The sequence below is a fragment of the Anaerobacillus alkalilacustris genome, from assembly GCF_001866005.1.
GTDB lineage: Bacteria > Bacillota > Bacilli > Bacillales > Anaerobacillaceae > Anaerobacillus > Anaerobacillus alkalilacustris.
The window spans coordinates 508,744-526,507 of the sequence record NZ_MLQR01000001.1; the positions used below are offsets into that span (position 1 = coordinate 508,744).

At 34.1% G+C, this 17,764-nt stretch carries 12 protein-coding genes, 1 tRNA gene and 1 pseudogene; 12 read left to right on the forward strand and 2 right to left on the reverse strand.

What is annotated here, in order from left to right:
• Positions 1 to 11: 11 nt before the first annotated feature.
• Entirely contained in the window at positions 12 to 1,562 is a 1,551-nt protein-coding gene (locus tag BKP37_RS02635) for a GGDEF domain-containing protein (protein WP_071308147.1), read from the reverse strand.
• Between the two features lie 114 nt (positions 1,563 to 1,676).
• The gene (locus BKP37_RS02640; protein WP_071308148.1) at positions 1,677 to 2,672 is read right to left on the reverse strand and encodes a potassium channel family protein; all 996 of its coding nucleotides are present in this window, start codon (positions 2,670 to 2,672) and stop codon (positions 1,677 to 1,679) included.
• 186 nt (positions 2,673 to 2,858) lie between these two features.
• Between BKP37_RS02640 and BKP37_RS19875 the strand changes: the two genes are divergently transcribed.
• The 12 genes and pseudogenes from BKP37_RS19875 to BKP37_RS02695 form a co-directional block, all read left to right on the forward strand.
• On the forward strand, positions 2,859 to 3,017 hold the full coding sequence (locus BKP37_RS19875) for a hypothetical protein (protein WP_169823070.1): 159 nt from the start codon (positions 2,859 to 2,861) through the stop codon (positions 3,015 to 3,017).
• Between the two features lie 87 nt (positions 3,018 to 3,104).
• Positions 3,105 to 3,180, forward strand: a tRNA-Ala gene (locus BKP37_RS02645).
• A gap of 923 nt (positions 3,181 to 4,103) precedes the next feature.
• Complete coding sequence (locus BKP37_RS02650) at positions 4,104 to 5,024, forward strand: ArsR/SmtB family transcription factor (RefSeq protein WP_084034513.1); 921 nt, start codon at positions 4,104 to 4,106, stop codon at positions 5,022 to 5,024.
• Between the two features lie 203 nt (positions 5,025 to 5,227).
• Entirely contained in the window at positions 5,228 to 7,030 is a 1,803-nt protein-coding gene (locus BKP37_RS02655) for a glycoside hydrolase family 2 protein (RefSeq protein WP_071308149.1), read from the forward strand.
• Between the two features lie 160 nt (positions 7,031 to 7,190).
• Positions 7,191 to 8,555, forward strand: a complete 1,365-nt coding sequence (locus BKP37_RS02660) for an MFS transporter (RefSeq protein WP_084034514.1) — start codon at positions 7,191 to 7,193, stop codon at positions 8,553 to 8,555.
• Positions 8,556 to 9,288: 733 nt separating this feature from the next.
• Positions 9,289 to 11,208, forward strand: coding sequence for a methyl-accepting chemotaxis protein (locus BKP37_RS02665; protein WP_425424971.1), 1,920 nt, complete (start codon positions 9,289 to 9,291; stop codon positions 11,206 to 11,208).
• 109 nt (positions 11,209 to 11,317) lie between these two features.
• Entirely contained in the window at positions 11,318 to 12,322 is a 1,005-nt protein-coding gene (locus BKP37_RS02670) for a LacI family DNA-binding transcriptional regulator (RefSeq protein WP_071308151.1), read from the forward strand.
• Positions 12,323 to 12,660: 338 nt separating this feature from the next.
• Positions 12,661 to 13,983 (forward strand): ABC transporter substrate-binding protein, encoded by a 1,323-nt coding sequence (locus BKP37_RS02675; protein WP_071308152.1) that lies wholly within the window; start codon positions 12,661 to 12,663, stop codon positions 13,981 to 13,983.
• 80 nt (positions 13,984 to 14,063) lie between these two features.
• Positions 14,064 to 14,954 (forward strand): carbohydrate ABC transporter permease, encoded by an 891-nt coding sequence (locus tag BKP37_RS02680; RefSeq protein ID WP_071308153.1) that lies wholly within the window; start codon positions 14,064 to 14,066, stop codon positions 14,952 to 14,954.
• Positions 14,955 to 14,959: 5 nt separating this feature from the next.
• The gene (locus BKP37_RS02685) at positions 14,960 to 15,790 is read left to right on the forward strand and encodes a carbohydrate ABC transporter permease (RefSeq protein ID WP_071308154.1); all 831 of its coding nucleotides are present in this window, start codon (positions 14,960 to 14,962) and stop codon (positions 15,788 to 15,790) included.
• A gap of 16 nt (positions 15,791 to 15,806) precedes the next feature.
• Positions 15,807 to 17,141: a GH1 family beta-glucosidase gene (locus BKP37_RS02690; protein WP_071308155.1), complete on the forward strand. Its 1,335-nt coding sequence runs from the start codon at positions 15,807 to 15,809 to the stop codon at positions 17,139 to 17,141.
• An 81-nt stretch (positions 17,142 to 17,222) separates the two neighbouring features.
• Positions 17,223 to 17,751 (forward strand): annotated as a pseudogene (locus BKP37_RS02695) (glycoside hydrolase family 30 protein); the annotation flags it as partial.
• Between the last annotated feature and the right edge of the window lie 13 nt (positions 17,752 to 17,764).

Sequence of the window (17,764 nt, forward strand, 5' to 3'; positions counted from 1 at the left end):
AGGAGCTGGCTTTATTCGGAGTAACAACATTCGAGTGAATGTTGTTTTGATTTGTACATAGCTTTATCAGCCAATTTTATTAGTTCATCAATTTCTTTTGCATCCTTTGGGTATTGAGAAATCCCAATACTTAAACTTATTGTTAATTTTTGATCGAAAATCTGGACAGGCTTCATTACGTCATGAATCAATCTTTTTATGACCTCATCAATACAGGTTTGGTCTACTTCGTTAATGATGAGGATAAATTCATCACCGGCTTGTCTATATACAATACCAAAATCTTTTGTGGCTACTGTTAATAACTTTGCAATCACCTTCAACACTTCATCGCCATAATTATGCCCAAATGAATCATTTATTGGTTTAAACTTATTTACGTCAATAAAAACTAATGTGAAAGGCTTTGAATCTCTCATGAAATTATTAAGATTTTCATAAAGTGCACGACGATTAAGAAGGTTTGTTAAGTCGTCATGTAAAGCCATATAATTAATTTTATCGATGGCCATTATCAGCTGTTGATTTTTATTTGAAAGTTGCTCAGTTCGTTCAATAACTTTCTCTTCTAACTTGTTTTTCATTTCTGAGATTGTTCCAAGCAGTCTATTAATATGATAGCTAGACAATATTTGCCTTAGAAGAATTAAAAATATAGTTCCAAATAAAAACAAGGTATAAATCTTATTATTTGTTTGGATATAAAATATGTGTAGAGCCAATATACATCCAATTTGTACAATCATTCGAAAAACATTCCATTTAAAACGCTCAGGAAAAAGTATTGTTTTTTCTTGAGTTACTTTCTGAGTTTCAGATAAACTATACGTGGCTACCCCAAACAATAATATACTTAGACTCCATAATATTTCCAATAGACTATTATACGTATAAATATAATGATATAGTGTTATAGCAAATAACATATCCCCGATCACTTGAAGTGAAATAGCTGTAAGGAAAATTTTAATGGTTAGCTGAGAAAATAAGGTGTTTTGATTAAAAATAAAGCAATTTACTATTGCGAAAAGTAGAAATAAAACTAAAGCAGGATATAACGTTGAAGCAAATGTTTCCAATATAGTAAACCCACTAGCCTTAAAAACTGGAACAAAAAACTCTACTGATAATAAGACAACAATGGTTGCGTAGATAATTAATAGATCTAATAAATAAATCATAAATTGAAGGCGGTGATTATTAGTTGAAACAAGATAGAAAAAGGCAACAATAAACAGTATTGTACTAAAATAATAAAAAATATCACTCGGTCCCGGAAAAACAATTTCTTCTTCGTAAATATAGGTAACTTGATATTTCCAAACAAGTTCAGCAATCAAATAAGATAAAGTTGCTAATAAAAACAAAAGAAGAAATTTTCGTTTTTGACCAGAGGCATGACGATATACTGTTAATTGTAATAAAAATGATATAACCACTGCGGTTATAGCAAATAGACTTGAACCCAATGTAGTCAAGCTTTCTGGAGAAAAAAGTAACCAAAGAAAATAAATGCTAACAAAGGAAAAGCTTCCGATGATAAATGCCATTGTTTTTTTCATCTATATGTTTTCTCCTATTTCTTATTCATTAGGAAAATTATACTATTTCTAAAGTACTTCTTTCAATGGGAAAATGTAAAAAAGACTACCACTGATTAACTATCTGCAGTAGCTTTAACTTTTAATGACTATAAATTGGTCTCCGTGCTGAATAGTGAAGGATGCTGTTGGTTGTAATAATACTTCGTTTTTACGGTAAATTCCAATTATTAATTTACCTTGATGTTCGTATTGAGAGATACACTCTTGATATGCTTTTCCAACAAATTTATTTTCAATTTTTTCATATAACAACATATGTTCATTTTGATGATCCAAAATTTGATGTATCACCTTTGTTATTCCATGATATAACGTACTATTAACCATTGCTAAGCTAGACAATAGTGATGTTTCGATAATTTCATCGGCTCCTGCACGTATGCAATTATTTTTTTGATCGGGAGTTAATATTTCCACAATACTATAGATGTCAGGATTAATCCCTTTGATAGCTAATAAGGTAATAATACTTTTAGCATCAGATTCTGCTTCCTGTCCATGAAGGTTAGCGGTGATCACAACTGTATGTGCCTTCTGTATATTGGCTCTTTTTAGCGTTGCATCTTCTAATGGATTGCCACGAATAAAATGAATCATATTGTTTTTCAAGGGACATTGCTTCATTGTTTGATCTATCAATACAATTTCTTGACGAGGATTAAGTTGTTGTAAGTGAAAAATCACATTTTTTGCTCGTTCATTCCAGCCAATGACAACATAATGGTTATCTTTCTTAAAAGAGAGTTCCCCATATTTAAGAGAATTGCGAGTTGTAATGGTAGATGAAGCTAATGTCGTTACGAAAAATGACACAACACCAATCCCAAACATAATGACTAAAAAAGCTAATAATCGACCGAATACTGTAACTGGTGTATAATCTCCATACCCTACTGTTGAAGCGGTCACAATGGCCCACCAAACTCCTTCGAAAAGAGTAGGGAACGTTTCAGGCTCGATAAAATGCATCGCTATTCCAGACGTAATAATTAAAGCAATGACGATTAAAAATAATCGAAGAACAACTGGAAACCTAGCGTACGTATGGATAACAGCAGAAAAATTCATGTAAATCACCTCTTTATAGTAAAAGGTTATTGTAAAAAAATACATGTATTACGTAGTATGTCCAAACCGATTAATCTACTTACTATCTCTTGAAAAAATAAAATGAGGAGAGTACCGTAACTCATTTTGATTATTTTACTATGGTATGATATGCAAGATAAAACTCGTAAATAGGCGGTGGTATAGATGGTTCAAGTAACCGTACTTATGGTTACAATATTTGTTGGTTGGTTACTATTAGATTTTGTAAAACATAAAAAGTTGACGAAGGAAAACGTCTTATCAGCTGGTATTTCTGGTGTTGTTGCAGGGGGTTTATATTACCTTTTATTTGGTTTGTTGTAAATTCTAAAAAAATGTCGAAAAAAATAAAAAAATATGTTGAAATTTTCATTTGTATTCATTATAATCATCTTATTGAGTTTAAGAAACGGGGGCTTAGCTCAGCTGGGAGAGCGTTTGGCTGGCAGCCAAAAGGTCAGCGGTTCGATCCCGCTAGTCTCCACCATCCCTAGGTGGCTAAAAAACTCATCCATAGCAGTGCATGTCATGCAACATACATATTGTGTACAACGACGTAGTTTTTCGTAATAGAGCGAGGAATTATGTCGTTTTTTATTAGTGACAATTTACGATAATCTTCGATGAGTTGCAGTGACGTTCAGAAGATTTCTAACTTTTCATACCCTTCTATCTCAGAATGATCTAATAGATCAAAGAAGAAGGCAAGGCTGGTATACGAATAATTATAGTCTTTATTTCAAGCTGGGTCATTCCTTAATTATCGATGTTACTTGTAACGATAACTTTCCCTTTTGTTTGGGTATCATTTGATCATACTACAGCCTCTTTATTTTATAGATAGAAGTGTTTTGTCTGTATTTTTCAGCCTAAATGGAAAAATGTCAAATTTTTTGTGTTTTACCAACCTATAGCTACATCATTATTTCTCTTTTAATTCATTTGTGCCACAACCAATAATAAAATATAAACTAGTTGATGATAAAATTAAGATAAGAGTAACTAATTTTCATGATATTCTTGTTCTATAGGTCATTAGAACCTTGAAAAATCATTATTGGATAACTCTTAATAGAGTATATGAAACTAGCTGAAAAGTTCAATTTTTACTCTAGTATCCAAAAGGTCGACGGAACGGTTCCGATAATAAAGAGTGAGTCCGTTTATAGATGATAAATTATGTAGGGTAAATATTGTTGAGGATTGGTTAGACTTAGTTGGACAAGTTAGTTAAGGTCATATACACTTGATTTAAGTAAAAAATTGTAGGAAGCCACGGCCGAGATTATCAAATTATAAAAATATTTTTTTGAGAAAACGGTTGATCGGCGAACAAAAGAAGGGGGCAAGAGAACTATCCCCTTGCTTTCTGTTTATTACAATATAATTGGGAATAATGAGGTGATGCGTTTGAAGTCGATACATCTAGGGTTTGATGAAAATTCTTTAACTGTCTATAAAGCGATTGCTAATAAACATAGGCTTGAGATTTTACGGTTACTAAGTGTGGAGCCACATAATGTAAATGAACTTGCGGAAAAACTAAATTTACCTTTTTCTACAACTGCAACAAATGTAAAAAAGCTTGAGGAAGCGAATTTAATTTCGACTGAACTTGTTCCGGGAAGGGGAACTCAAAAGGTCAATGCTAAAAATTTGGATCGAATAATTATCGACTTGTTTGAGAAGGAAAAAACTGAAGAAAATAATAAAAAAATAATAGTAGATATGCCGATCGGAGAATATTTTGACTGCTGTGTAAAACCTCACTGCGGAATAGTTGGAGAAAACGACTATATTGGGTTGCAAGATGATCCACGTTCTTTTTATGATCCATTTAGAAAAAAAGCTCAACTACTATTTATGCGAGATGGATACGTTGAATATCGGTTTCAAAACAAAGTTCCTTATGGAGCAACAGTTAAAGAGATCGAAGTGTCAGCTGAACTATGTTCAGAAGCCCCGAATCATAAGCTTGACTGGCCATCGGATATAACGGTTTGGATAAACAATGTTGAGCTAGGTACCTGGACCTCGCCAGGAGATTTTGGTGGGAGGCGGGGATATTTAACCCCGAAATGGTGGCTCACTAATTATACACAATACGGCTTATTAAAGCGATTTAAAGTAAATGAAAAGGGTAGTTATTTAGATGGAACGAAATTAAACAATGCTATTATGATTGACGACCTTCGCATAAAAGAATACCCTTTTATTTCTTTGAAAATTGGAATAAAAGAAGATGCAATTAATAAAGGGGGATTTAATTTATTTGGAAATCAGTTTGGTAATTATGAACAAGGATTATTAATGAGTATAACAATACAATAATTAATTGAAGCTATAGGTCTTTTTATAAAGGCCTTATTTTATTACAAAAAAACCTTGATTATTACTAAAAAAGCGGTTACAATAAAAATATCAAGAAAATCTAAAAAACATATGAAAGAGGGAATTTTTTTTAGGATTTTATAACGATAAAAAAAGTAATAAAATTATTATTTCAGTAATTAAATTAGAAGGAAGTGGTACATTTGTTAACCCAAGAAAGAACTCAGTTAGAATTATCATATCCTCGTCCTCAATTTAAACGAAGAGAATGGTTGGATTTAAATGGGACGTGGGCGTTTGAATTCGACAGAGAAGATAAGGGGGTGAAAGAAAAATGGTTTAAGGGAAGAACTTTGACACAATCTATTCAGGTTCCTTTTTGTTTTCAAAGCCCCCTTTCAGGAATCAAGGAAAACGAAGCTAAAGCACCGATTGTCTGGTATCAAAAGCAAGTTAAGTTAAAAGAGCGTGAAAGCAACGGAGAAAAAATACTTCTTCATTTTGAAGCCGTTGATTATTATACGATGGTTTGGATAAACGGGGAGTTTATTGGAGAACATCGAGGAGGATTTGTTCCTTTTTCTTTTACGATTGATGAGTGTGAGGTTGATGAACTTACTATAACGATTCGAGTGGAAGATCATACAAGTTGTACACAACCGCTCGGTAAGCAGTCATGGAAGGAAGAAAATTTCTTGTGCTGGTACACAAAGACAACAGGAATTTGGCAATCTGTATGGCTGGAATATGTAAGCGATTGCTATTTAAAGGATGTGAAAGTAACACCTAATATTGATACGTGTGAAGTTCATATTGAAGCTTTGATAGAGGGCTTAACAAGGCAGGATGCTATGATCCAAGTAGAAATTAGCCTTTCTGAAGAAACGATTCAAAAGGCCTCTGCTATGATTGTTAACAATAAAGTGAACTTATGTTTGAACGTAAGCTCTACTTCACCAGACTTTCGATTGGCCTATTGGACTCCTGATGAGCCGAACTTATATGATATCACTTATACGTTAATAGTTGATAATAAAGTTCATGACAGAGTAGAAAGCTATTTTGGAATGAGAAAGATAAGCATTCATAACAAAGATATTCTCCTAAATAATGAACGCTTTTATCAAAAGCTAATCCTTGATCAAGGGTACTACGGTGAAGGCCTTATGACACCTGGAACGATTGAGATGTTGGAAAGTGACCTTAGGAAAGTAAAAGAAATGGGTTTTAACGGGGTGAGACGACACCAAACAGTAGCTGATCATCGGTACATGTATTTATGCGATAAACTTGGGCTAGTGATGTGGGCTGAAATGCCGAGTCCTTTTGAATATGGAGATGAAATGGTCGCAAACGTCACTTATGAATATCAAAAGATGATAAAAAAACATTATAATCATCCAAGTGTCATTGCATATACCGCAATGAATGAATCATGGGGTGTCAATGAAATTTACTCGAATCAACAACAGCAAAGTTTTGTGAACGCTTTATATTACTTGACTAAGGCGTTGGATAAGACAAGGCTTGTCATAGGCAATGATGGTTGGGAACATACATTAACCGACATCTTAACAATTCATGATTATTCTCAGTCAAGTGAAAATCTAAAAAATAATTATGGCGATAACGAGGCAACTAAAAATGGTGCACCGTCAGTAACCAGCAAAAAATATAACTTCTCTAATGGGTATTCATATCAAGAACAACCGATTATGTTAAGCGAGTTTGGGGGGATTGCCTACACGACAGACAAAGCCAGTGAAGGAGACTGGGGTTATGGCAACCGTCCGCGTTCAAAAGAAGAAGCACTGAGGCGCTTTGAAGAATTAGTATATGAAGTGATGAAAAACGATACGTTTTGCGGTTTCTGTTATACACAACTAACTGACGTGGAACAAGAGATTAATGGCTTATTAGATTCAGACCACAATTATAAATTTGACCCTGCTGATATAAGAAGAATTTTAAATTCATTTCAAACAGGCGGATTTATTTTTGAATAAAGAAAGTGTTGATAAGAAGTCTTGAAATAATATTTCGAGTACAAAAAGATAACGAATTGGAAATCTTAATAAAGAAAACCTAGAGTTGTTAAAGAGCAATTAATTAAATGGTAATTCCCTCAAAAGAGGACTATAAGCTACTATACGAGGAGGAAGAAGCATGGGTATACCGATGCAAGAGAAAGAGATGAGACCAATAAAAACACCAATCAGTAATAAAGAGGTTTTTTCCTATTTTGGTTATGGAATGGGACAGTGTATCAGTTTTGGATTAGTTGGTACTTTTATACTTTATTTTTATACGGATATTTTAGGGATTTCAGCATTAGCTGCGAGTGCGATTTTCTTAATTGCAAGAACCTTTGATGCAATCAATGATCCATTCATGGCATCGGTTATGGATACTTTACGTTCAAAGCACGGTAAGTTTAGGCAGTACCTATTATATGCTCCATTTTTTATCACATTTATTACGATTATCGCTTTTGCACCGTTAAATTTAGGGCCGACAGCCAGTGTTTTATTTGCTGGAGCGACCTATATATTATGGGGTCTGATTTATACAGTTTCTGATGTGCCTTTTTGGTCAATGTCTGCGGTCATGACCCAAGATCCTCAGGAAAGGACAAAACTTGTTACATTTGCTAATTTGGGAGTTTTTGTCGGAATTGGAATTCCAACGCTCTTATTTACGCCACTTGCACAGTTTTTAGGTGGTGGTAATCTTGATGATGGCTTCTTTTATGCAGTTGTGATTTTATCTTTATTAAGTTTACCATTAATGATCAATGGGTTCCGTAAAACAAGAGAAAGAGTTGAACCACCAGCGACTAAGGTGCGAATCCGTGATGCCATCAAAGTCATCAAGGGAAATAAACCAATGTTTATGATACTAGCTACTTTTTTCTGTAATATCTTTGTAAATATTACTTTAGGATTGAATATATTCTTTTTCACCTACAATCTTGGAAACGCTTCACTTTTAGCGGTATTTGGTATTATCAGCTTGCTCAGTTGTCTCGGGTTTTTCTTTATTCCGATGCTTACGAAACGTTTCTATAAAAAGCATATCTTAATGACTATTCTAATTATTGATATCGTTGTCAGGTTTGCCTTTTATTTTTCAGGGTATACCAATACGACTGTCGTTCTAGCATTTTTAACAATTACGATGATTTTGTATACAGCAACCGGTCCACTTATTTCAACTATGCTTGCAGAAACGATTGAATTTACAGAGTTGAGAACTGGACAGCGTGCTGAAGCGGTTACTTTCTCCGGTCAGACCTTTACAGGAAAACTATCTGTTGCTATTGCAGGTGGAGCAACTGGTGTCATTTTAACAATAATCAATTATGTACCAAACCAAGCACAAAACCCTGCTACATTACAAGGATTGTTCTTTGTTATCGCCTTACTCCCTGCATTAGGTTCACTGATTCGTTTGATTATTATGTATTTCTACAAATTTACTGAAGATGCATATACAGAGGTTGTTGCAAAGTTAAATGATAATAAATCTTAGTATTAAGTTCCTCCCCCTCAATTGTTCGAGCATTTCATGAGAGGTAGGCAAAACTACCCTTTGCTGTTGTGGCGAAGGGTAGTTTTATTTCCTATTTATTTTTTCTGTTACGTTTTTCCAGTGGCTTTCTCGCTTAATCAATCAGTCTACCGGACCCGATCCTAACTTAACTTCACTGATCTTTTATCATTATTTTTCATTATACCCCCGAAACAGAAAAGTTCGATTTAAACGGTAGTCAGATTGCAAATAGCTCTGGGTAAAGCTCATACAGTGAATTAAATTAACTAAACAGGTGTTAGCCAAAGTGTATTCAAAACAATAAATTTCCTATTTTTGCAGAAAAACGGGGTTACACCCTCTTAGTGGGTGAGAGTGTTCCAGGGTGCTTCAGTATTATAAGGCTAATAGTTTAAGTAGTTAAGATATTTCGAAAATTTACTATATTTATCAACATATAGCATTGACAACAGAAATCAATAAACATAAACTAGAAACTAAAGCGCTTTCGAAAGAAAGGGATATGTAGTTAACTTAACATACGAAGGGGGAGAAATCATTTTTTTAACAAAGCGCTTTGGAAAACTAGACAGCAATAAAGATGGAGGTGGAAGTGCTGAGAAAATCACTTANGGCTAAAGTAACGTTATTTGTTATAATCTCATTATTTCTTTCTTTNGTAATTGTTAGTGGTACATTGATGTATCGAAGTTATCAGTATTCAAATCAAGTAATGCACGATAGTCATGCTAAAAACTATTTAATTTTTAACACAATTATGGAGCAAGAAAATTTAAGATTGGCAGCACTTGTTGAGTCGATCGCAACCTCTAGTTTTTTTCAGGAACAGCTTTCAAGTAACGATCTTGAAGAAATTAGAGCACAAATAAAAGAGGAAGCTTATAAGTATCACCTTAATTTTGCTAGAAATTTCAATACGAATTTACTTACAATCTATTCACCTGAATTGAATGCGATTTATTACTCTAACAACAACCGGGGAGGATGGGAATCTGATCCTTTTTTGATTGATGCAAAGCAGACTAAAAATAGATTAGAAAGTCAGTCTGTTAACCAGCACGGAATGGTATTACGTTCAATTGGACCAATATATAATGCCGAAAATGATTTAGTTGGTTTTGTTGAAATTTCTAATTTCCTAGATAATACCTATTTTGATTATCTTGTTCATGCTACTGGAACAGAAGTATCAATTTTTAATGGAAACAAGAGTGTAGTATCGACCATTTTTGATACTAGTGATGATGTTGTCAATACTCCAGAGGTTCGCCTTGTAGACATAGAGATAGAAGATCCAGAAATAGTTGAAACAGTAATCGAAAAAGGTGAAGTTGTGATAGAACAACTTAGCCTAGAGAACGGAAGGGAAATTCAGGGGGGCTACTATCCGATTAAGTCAGTAACTGGTGATGTAGAAGGTGTCTTGTTTGTTGGTGTATCAATCGATGAGTTAAAAAAACAACAGTTAGATGATGCTATTATCTCTTCGGTAATCTTTACAATATTGCTTGTTGGAGTAGGGACAGCAACATTGTTTTATTTACATTTCAAATTATATCCAATATCACGATTATCACAGACTGTTTCGAAGTTCTCCGATTATGATTATCGTACAATGGTTGATAAAAAATATTTAAAGAAGAATGATGAAATTGGTGAGATTTCCAAAAGTTTAGCATCTATGCATGAAAATACTATCATACTGATTGAAGGGATTCAGAAATCGTCCTCAAATTTTACTAGTTCTGCTACGGATTTGCTGACCTTAACAGAAGAAAATCTAACCTCGATTGAGGAAGTTGCATTATTATTAGAAGAAATAAACAAAAGTGTTGAAATAGAACATATTAACTTAAAAGAAAGTTCAGTAGCGTTAGATACCATTGCAATTGGTGTGTCGGGAGTTGTTAACACAGTTAATGATTTTTCTAAAGAAATTGAGAAAGTAAATAAACAAGCTAATTCTGGAACAACATTAATAAAAAATAGTGTTGAAAAGTTTGATAAAATTACGAATAACTCTACTGACATAAGATTAAATGTTTCCCAATTAATTGCCTCTCTAGACGAAATAGGGAAGTTTGTAAATTCAATTAAAGATATTGCCAACCAAACTAATTTACTTTCGTTAAATGCGAGTATAGAAGCTGCACGAGCTGGTCAAAATGGAAAGGGATTTGCAGTTGTAGCTAAAGAAATTCGCGAACTTGCTAGTCAAAGTTCAAAGGCTTCCGATGATATTAACAGAATTGTATTAGGGATAAGTGAAAGTTCAAAACAATCTATAGAGTCTCTTAATAGAAATGAAGTCGGAATTTCTGAAGGGATAGTATTAATTTCAAAAATTGTTTCTTCCTTTGAAACAATTGAATGCTCAGTAAATGAACTTTTAAACCAAGCTGATCATTTATTAGGAACATCAGAGGAAATTTCAGCAACAATCCAAGAAGTAAATTCGTCGATAATTGATGTCGAATCTCTGTCTCAAAAAAATAAGGATTCGGTATCCACTATTGTAGGACACCTAAATAAACAAAAGAATAGTACTGAAAAGATTGTACTATCTTCAAGAAGTCAAACTGAGTTGGCTGATACTCTATCTGAAAAAATAGATATCTTTAAAATCAAATAAATTCATTCAAAAAATCACAAAAAATAATTCATAGACTTCTTGACTTATTATAAATAAAGTTATAATATAAGGGTATCGAAAGCGCTTTCGGATTTGGAGGAATTGATCAGTGGCAACTATATACGATATTGCAAAAAAAACAGGATTTTCAATTACAACTGTATCTAGAGCGTTAAATAATTATCCTGATGTAGGCGCCAAGACAAAAAAAATTATATTAGAAGCAGTAGAGGAGATGGGGTATTACCCTAACTCAATTGCCCGTTCGCTAACTACAAAGAAGTCTTGGACTTTAGGAGTTATTTTTATCGAACACCTTGGTGTAGGGATCAAACATCCATTCTTTAGTGCTGTTATTCAAAGTATTAAACAACACGTTGAAAAGATAGGTTACGATCTTATATTTTTAAGTGAAAATATTGGCGAAGAAAAGAAAAATTATTTAGATCATGCTTTACACCGTGGCGTAGATGGGATAATTGTTGTTTGCACGAAGTACGATGACCCCGAAGTTGTGAAACTAATGGACTCGAAAATTCCAAGCGTAGTTATTGACTTGCATAGTGATAAGTCAAGTGTCGTGTACAGTGATCATTTTTTGGGCAGTGAAATGGCGGTTGAGCATCTTTATTCGCTTGGACACCGGAAAATTGCTCATATCAGTGGGCACCAAAGTACTTATGCTGGAATTGAGAGGATTAAAGGCTTTAAACATGCTACAGGGAAATTTGGATTAAACATACCATCTACATTTATTGTTGAAGGAGGATATTTCTCCTACGAAGGTGGATATAATGCGATGAAACAGTTAATAGAGTTAGGTGACAGGCCAACAGCGGTGTATGCTGCTGGGGATATGATGGCCATTGGTGCAATTAACGCCATTAATGATCATGGGTTAAATTGTCCCCAAGATTTTTCAATCATTGGGTTTGATGATATTGAATTAAGTAGGTATACTAATCCGAAGCTAACGACGATTAGGCAAGATACAGATTTGATAGGTGAAAATGCTGCAAGAGTACTATTAGATCAAATTAATGGCAATAAGGTATTCTCAGCTGTTACCATTCCGGTAGAGCTTAAGGTTCGCGAATCAACTAGGAAAATGTGAGGGGGATAAGAGATAAAAAGTACATTATCTCTTTACTACCCTTTAACCGAAAGCGGTTTGGAAAAATCCTTAAATTATTCTTCACGATATCATTTAGTCATTTTGGAATTGTTATTTTTTTATGACATTACCGAAAGCGCTTTGGGAGTAAGAAAAGCTAATAATAGTTATATTTTTATCTTAATCTGAAAGCGGTTTGTTAATTTTTTCAATAGTATTATTATCTATAGTTCCTTTTGGAATTTTAATTGTATAACAATTTACTCCGAAAGCGGACTTTGGATAAAGTTTCCTAAATCGGAAACCAAAATTATATTAAAAAAGGTGGGGGAAAGAAAATGAAAAAAATTCTAATGCTGTTATTAATCTCTGTTTTAGGCATTAGTTTGGCAGCTTGTGGTGTAGCTGATGAAGCAGGCGAAGGGAAAAAAGAAACACTAAGAATTTGGTCTTTTACAGATGAGCTTCAAGATGCTATTGAAGTATTTGAAGAAAGACACGATGTACAAGTTGAGTTAACAATTGTTCCAATTGAAGACTATCCAACACGCTTAAGACCTGTATTAGAAAGTGGCCAAGGAGCACCAGATGTCTTTACAGGAGAGTTAGTATTTATTAAGGATTGGATTGAACAAGGTTATTGGGAAACTCTTTCACAAGAGCCTTATAATGTAGAAGACATTAAAGATGATTTTATCGATTATGTTTTTGAATTAGGACGTAATACTGAAGGTGAAGTGAAAGCATTATCATGGCAAACAACACCAGGCGGAATCTTTTATAGAAGAAGTATTGCAGAAGAAGTGCTTGGAACAGATGATCCTGAAGTAATTGGCGAAATGTTCTCTTCAATGGAAGGGTTATTCGAAGCTGGTGAGAAACTGAAGGCGGCAGGTTATCGCTTATTCCCTGACGAAGGAGCTGTACGTTGGTTTGCACAAGGGCAAGATCCTCAACCTTGGGTAAATGAGAATGACGAATTAATTATGACTGAAGGACGTATAAATCATTTTGATTATGCAAAAGAACTTCGTCAAAAAGATTTAACTGCATTTGCACCAGAATGGTCTCCGGCATGGTTTGCAGCAATGGATGCTCCAATTAATTATAATGCAGGTTGGGATGCAGTTGATGAGAACGCTACAAATGAAGTAGAAGTATTTGCATACGCGTTACCGACTTGGGGTTTACACAGCGTATTAAAGTTAAATACTGAAGAAACAGTCGGAGATTGGGCTGTGACAAATGGACCAAACCCATACTTTTGGGGTGGAACATGGTTAGGGATCTATAGTGTTTCAAATAAAAAAGATTTAGCATGGGAATTTGTAAAAATGATGACACATGAAGAAGAGTTCTTAACTGACTGGGCGTTAGAAACTGGAGATGTATTATCTTACCTTCCTGTAACAGATAAAATTAAAGATGAGTTTACTGAGCCTTTCTTAAATGGTCAAAACAATTACACGTTCTTCCTAGATGAAGCTCAATCAATTAACCCTGGTCTTGTTACAAGATATGACCAGCAAATCGATCAGATGTTCGGTAATATGGTAGTGGAATATATTGAGGGAGCAAGAACAAAAGAACAAGCAATTCAAGAATTTTATAATTTAGTTAGAAACGCTTATCCACATATTAAAACACCAGATCAACAATAAAGATTAACTATTTTCAATAAGAGGAGTGGCTCTTGTGCTAGCTCCTCTTATTAATTAAGAAGGGAGAAGGAAGGGTTTATATGAAAAAACTTAACAATTACGGCTACTTATTTATTTTACCTTTCTTTATCATTTTCATTACGTTCACTATTTACCCAATTTTGTTAACGTTCTATTACAGTTTTACTAGCTATTCTGGTATGGGAAGTCCGGAATTTATTGGTTTTGCAAACTATACAAGGCTCTTAACAGACACTTACTTTTTACAAGCTTTTTTCAATACGTTATACATTTGGGGAATAAACTTTTTCTTTCAAATTGGTATCGCTCTTTTACTAGCTATTTTATTTTCTGATATCCGCTTAAATATGAAGGGGTTAGGATTTTTTAGGGCGCTATTTTATTTACCAAATTTAATAACTATTGCCTCTGTCGCTTTATTATTCAGCATTTTATTAGGTTGGCATCATGGAACAATCAATCACTTATTACTAGACCTAGGATTAATTTCTCAACCTATCAATTGGTTGGCTAATCCAACGACGGCAAGATGGTCAGTTGCCTTAATTGGTGCTTGGATGTGGTTTGGTCATACGTTCATTATTTTAATGGCTGGGATTTCAGGGATTTCGAAGGATTATTTTGAAGCGGCACTTATTGATGGGGCAAATCGCTTTCAGACCTTTACTAAAGTAACCATCCCATTATTGAAGCCTATCTTACTATATGTATTAATTACTTCTCTAATTGGAGGATTACAAATCTTTGACCTTCCAATGTTAATTACAGATGGAACAGGATCTCCACAAGGGTCATTAAATACAATGGTTTTATATTTATACAATCAGGCATTTCGTTTTAACAACTACGGGTATGCTGCAGCTGTTGCCTATGGGTTATTTGTGATTACAGTTGTTTTCTCTTTAATAACCTTTAAAGCCATGTATAGAAAAAGTGTAAAAGAGGGGTGAGGGTTTTGAATAAAACTAATATAGTAAAGGCGATTCTTTACGCCTTGTTAATTCTACTTGTGGTTATTAGCTTTATACCGTTTTATATGATGATTATTAACGCAACACGATCAAATGCGGATATTTTAAGGCATGGTTTTACAATGTTACCTGGACAGGCAATACTTGATAACTATCATGTATTGATCAGTTATATGAATTTATGGAGAGGTTTTGCTAATAGCTTATTTATAGCGGTATGTGTAACGGTATTAAGTTCATATTTCTCAGCGCTAACGGCTTATGGATTTGCTGTTTATAAGTTTAAAGGTAGTAACTTCTTATTTGTCTCAGTTTTAGTATTAATGATGGTACCTGGACAATTAGGATTGATTGGATTTTATGACTTGATCAGAACTTTTGGGTTTCTTGATACGTATATTCCATTAATTGTTCCGCCAATAGCATCACCTTTTATTGTGTTCTTCTTGCGACAATTCCTTTCGTCAACGTTGCATAGTTCATTATTAGAAGCCGCAAGGATTGACGGTGCAGGAGAATTTAAGATTTTCCATAAAATTGCTTTTCCTATTATGATGCCAGCAGTCGCAACGATGGCAATCTTTACATTTATTGGCTCGTGGAATAACTACATTATGCCGTTAGTTGTGTTATTTAGCCCAGAAAAATACACGTTACCGGTTATGATGGGGGCTTTAAGAGGCTCACAAGTAGCTCAAAACCTAGGTGCAATGTATTTAGGAATTGCTATTTCAGTAGTACCAATTATGTTAGCATTCTTATTTTTATCTAAATATATTATCAGTAGTATTTCAGCAGGTGCAGTTAAAGAATAAAAAAGGAGCATTGTTTATGTCGAAGTTTACAAAAGATTTTATTTTTGGAACATCTACATCTTCGTATCAAATTGAAGGAGCTTATAACGAAGGTGGACGTTCTTTATCAATATGGGATACTTTCTCTAGAACCCCTGGTAAAGTATTGAATGGTGATACAGGCGATGTCGCTTGTGACCATTATCATAGATTTGAAGAAGACATTCAGATTATTAAAGATTTGGGCGTTGACTCTTACCGTTTTTCAATTGCTTGGCCAAGGGTTTTTCCCGAGCAAGGTGTATATAACGAAGAAGGAATGAAATTTTACAAAGAGATAATTGCTAAATTATTAGAAGCAGGCATTAAGCCAATGGCAACTATTTATCATTGGGACTTACCAATGTGGGCTTATGAAAAAGGTGGTTGGATTAATAGAGAGTCTGTTTCGTGGTTTATAGAATTTGCGGAGAAGTGCTTTGAAGAATTAGATGAGCATGTCCATTCTTGGATTACACACAATGAACCATGGTGTGCTAGTTTCTTGAGTTACCACGCTGGTCATCATGCACCAGGACATAAAAATATTGAAGAAGGATTAAAAGCTGCGCATCATATTCTTCTTTCTCATGGTGAGGCCGTAAAACTATTAAAAGGTAAATTAAATTCTAAAACACCTATTGGAATTACGTTAAATTTATCTCCAGCATATGCAGCTAGTAATTCGTTTAACGATCAAATTGCTTGTAACAATTTCGACGGATATACAAATCGTTGGTTTTTAGATCCAATTTTTAAAGGCAGTTATCCAATCGATATGGTGAACCTTTTCTCAAAACAAGTCCACGATTTTAGCTATATCAAATCAGGAGATTTAGAAACGATTTCAGTTGAATGTGATTTCTTTGGAATAAACTACTACAATCGAGCACTTGTAGAATTTACTAGTATTGATTATGCCCTATATACTAATGCTCATTCGGACTATCCGAAAACTGGGATGGGCTGGGATGTATCACCAGCTGAATTTAAAGAATTAATTCACCGTTTAAGAAAAGAGTATACGGACTTGCCAATTTATATTACTGAAAATGGCGCAGCTTTCGATGACGTTCTAGAAGCTGATGGATCTGTTCATGACAAAGAGCGCACAGACTATATTGAAAAGCACATTTCAGCAGTTCAAGAGTTAAATGAAGAAGGAATGAATGTGGCTGGATACTTCTTATGGTCGCTTTTTGATAACTTTGAATGGGCATTTGGTTATGAGAAGCGCTTTGGTATGATCTATGTTGATTTTGAGACTCAAGAAAGATATTGGAAAGATAGTGCAAAACGTTATCAACAAATTGTGAAAGCTACAAAATTATAAACGAAAAATACGTTTAACTTTTTAAAAGAATTAGAGGGGGATTACTATGATAGAGAAATGCATTCGACTTATTCAAACTTCAACCCTTGGTATGTCTCTGAAGACTTTGAAAATCTTTCCATGGTTCATGAAGCATTCCCTGATAAACATCTTATTTTTACAGAAGGATGTATTGAAGGTGGCGTGCAACTAGGCGCTTGGCATACATGGGAAAGATACGCAAGAAACATTATTGGTGATATGAATAACTGGTTAGAAGGATTTCTTGATTGGAACTTAGTGTTGGATGAGAATGGTGGACCGAACCATGTTGGTAATTATTGTGATGCACCGATCATCGCCGATACAAAAACTGATGAACTTCATTTTAATAGTTCTTACTTATTATATTGGTCACTTTAGTATATTCATTAAACCAGGTGCAAAGAGAATTGGACTTGATACCAGTATTGAAGGTCTTTCTTCGACAGCGTTTAGAAACGAAAATGGTGGGATTGTATTAGTCGTATTGAATGAAACAGAAGAAGTGAAATCTATTACCATTCAAATTGAAGATAATTATGTTGAAATTGAGGTGGATCGACGTGCAATTGCAACATTGGTCATATAATCAATAAAATTTG

Coding starts and splice junctions, on each gene's coding strand:
- BKP37_RS02635 (WP_071308147.1), bottom strand. CDS start 1,562: ATGAAAAAAACAATGGCATTTATCATCGGAAGCTTTTCCTTTGTTAGC.
- BKP37_RS02640 (WP_071308148.1), bottom strand. CDS start 2,672: ATGAATTTTTCTGCTGTTATCCATACGTACGCTAGGTTTCCAGTTGTT.
- BKP37_RS19875 (WP_169823070.1), top strand. CDS start 2,859: ATGGTTCAAGTAACCGTACTTATGGTTACAATATTTGTTGGTTGGTTA.
- BKP37_RS02660 (WP_084034514.1), top strand. CDS start 7,191: ATGGGTATACCGATGCAAGAGAAAGAGATGAGACCAATAAAAACACCA.
- BKP37_RS02665 (WP_425424971.1), top strand. CDS start 9,289: ATGCACGATAGTCATGCTAAAAACTATTTAATTTTTAACACAATTATG.
- BKP37_RS02675 (WP_071308152.1), top strand. CDS start 12,661: ATGAAAAAAATTCTAATGCTGTTATTAATCTCTGTTTTAGGCATTAGT.
- BKP37_RS02680 (WP_071308153.1), top strand. CDS start 14,064: ATGAAAAAACTTAACAATTACGGCTACTTATTTATTTTACCTTTCTTT.
- BKP37_RS02690 (WP_071308155.1), top strand. CDS start 15,807: ATGTCGAAGTTTACAAAAGATTTTATTTTTGGAACATCTACATCTTCG.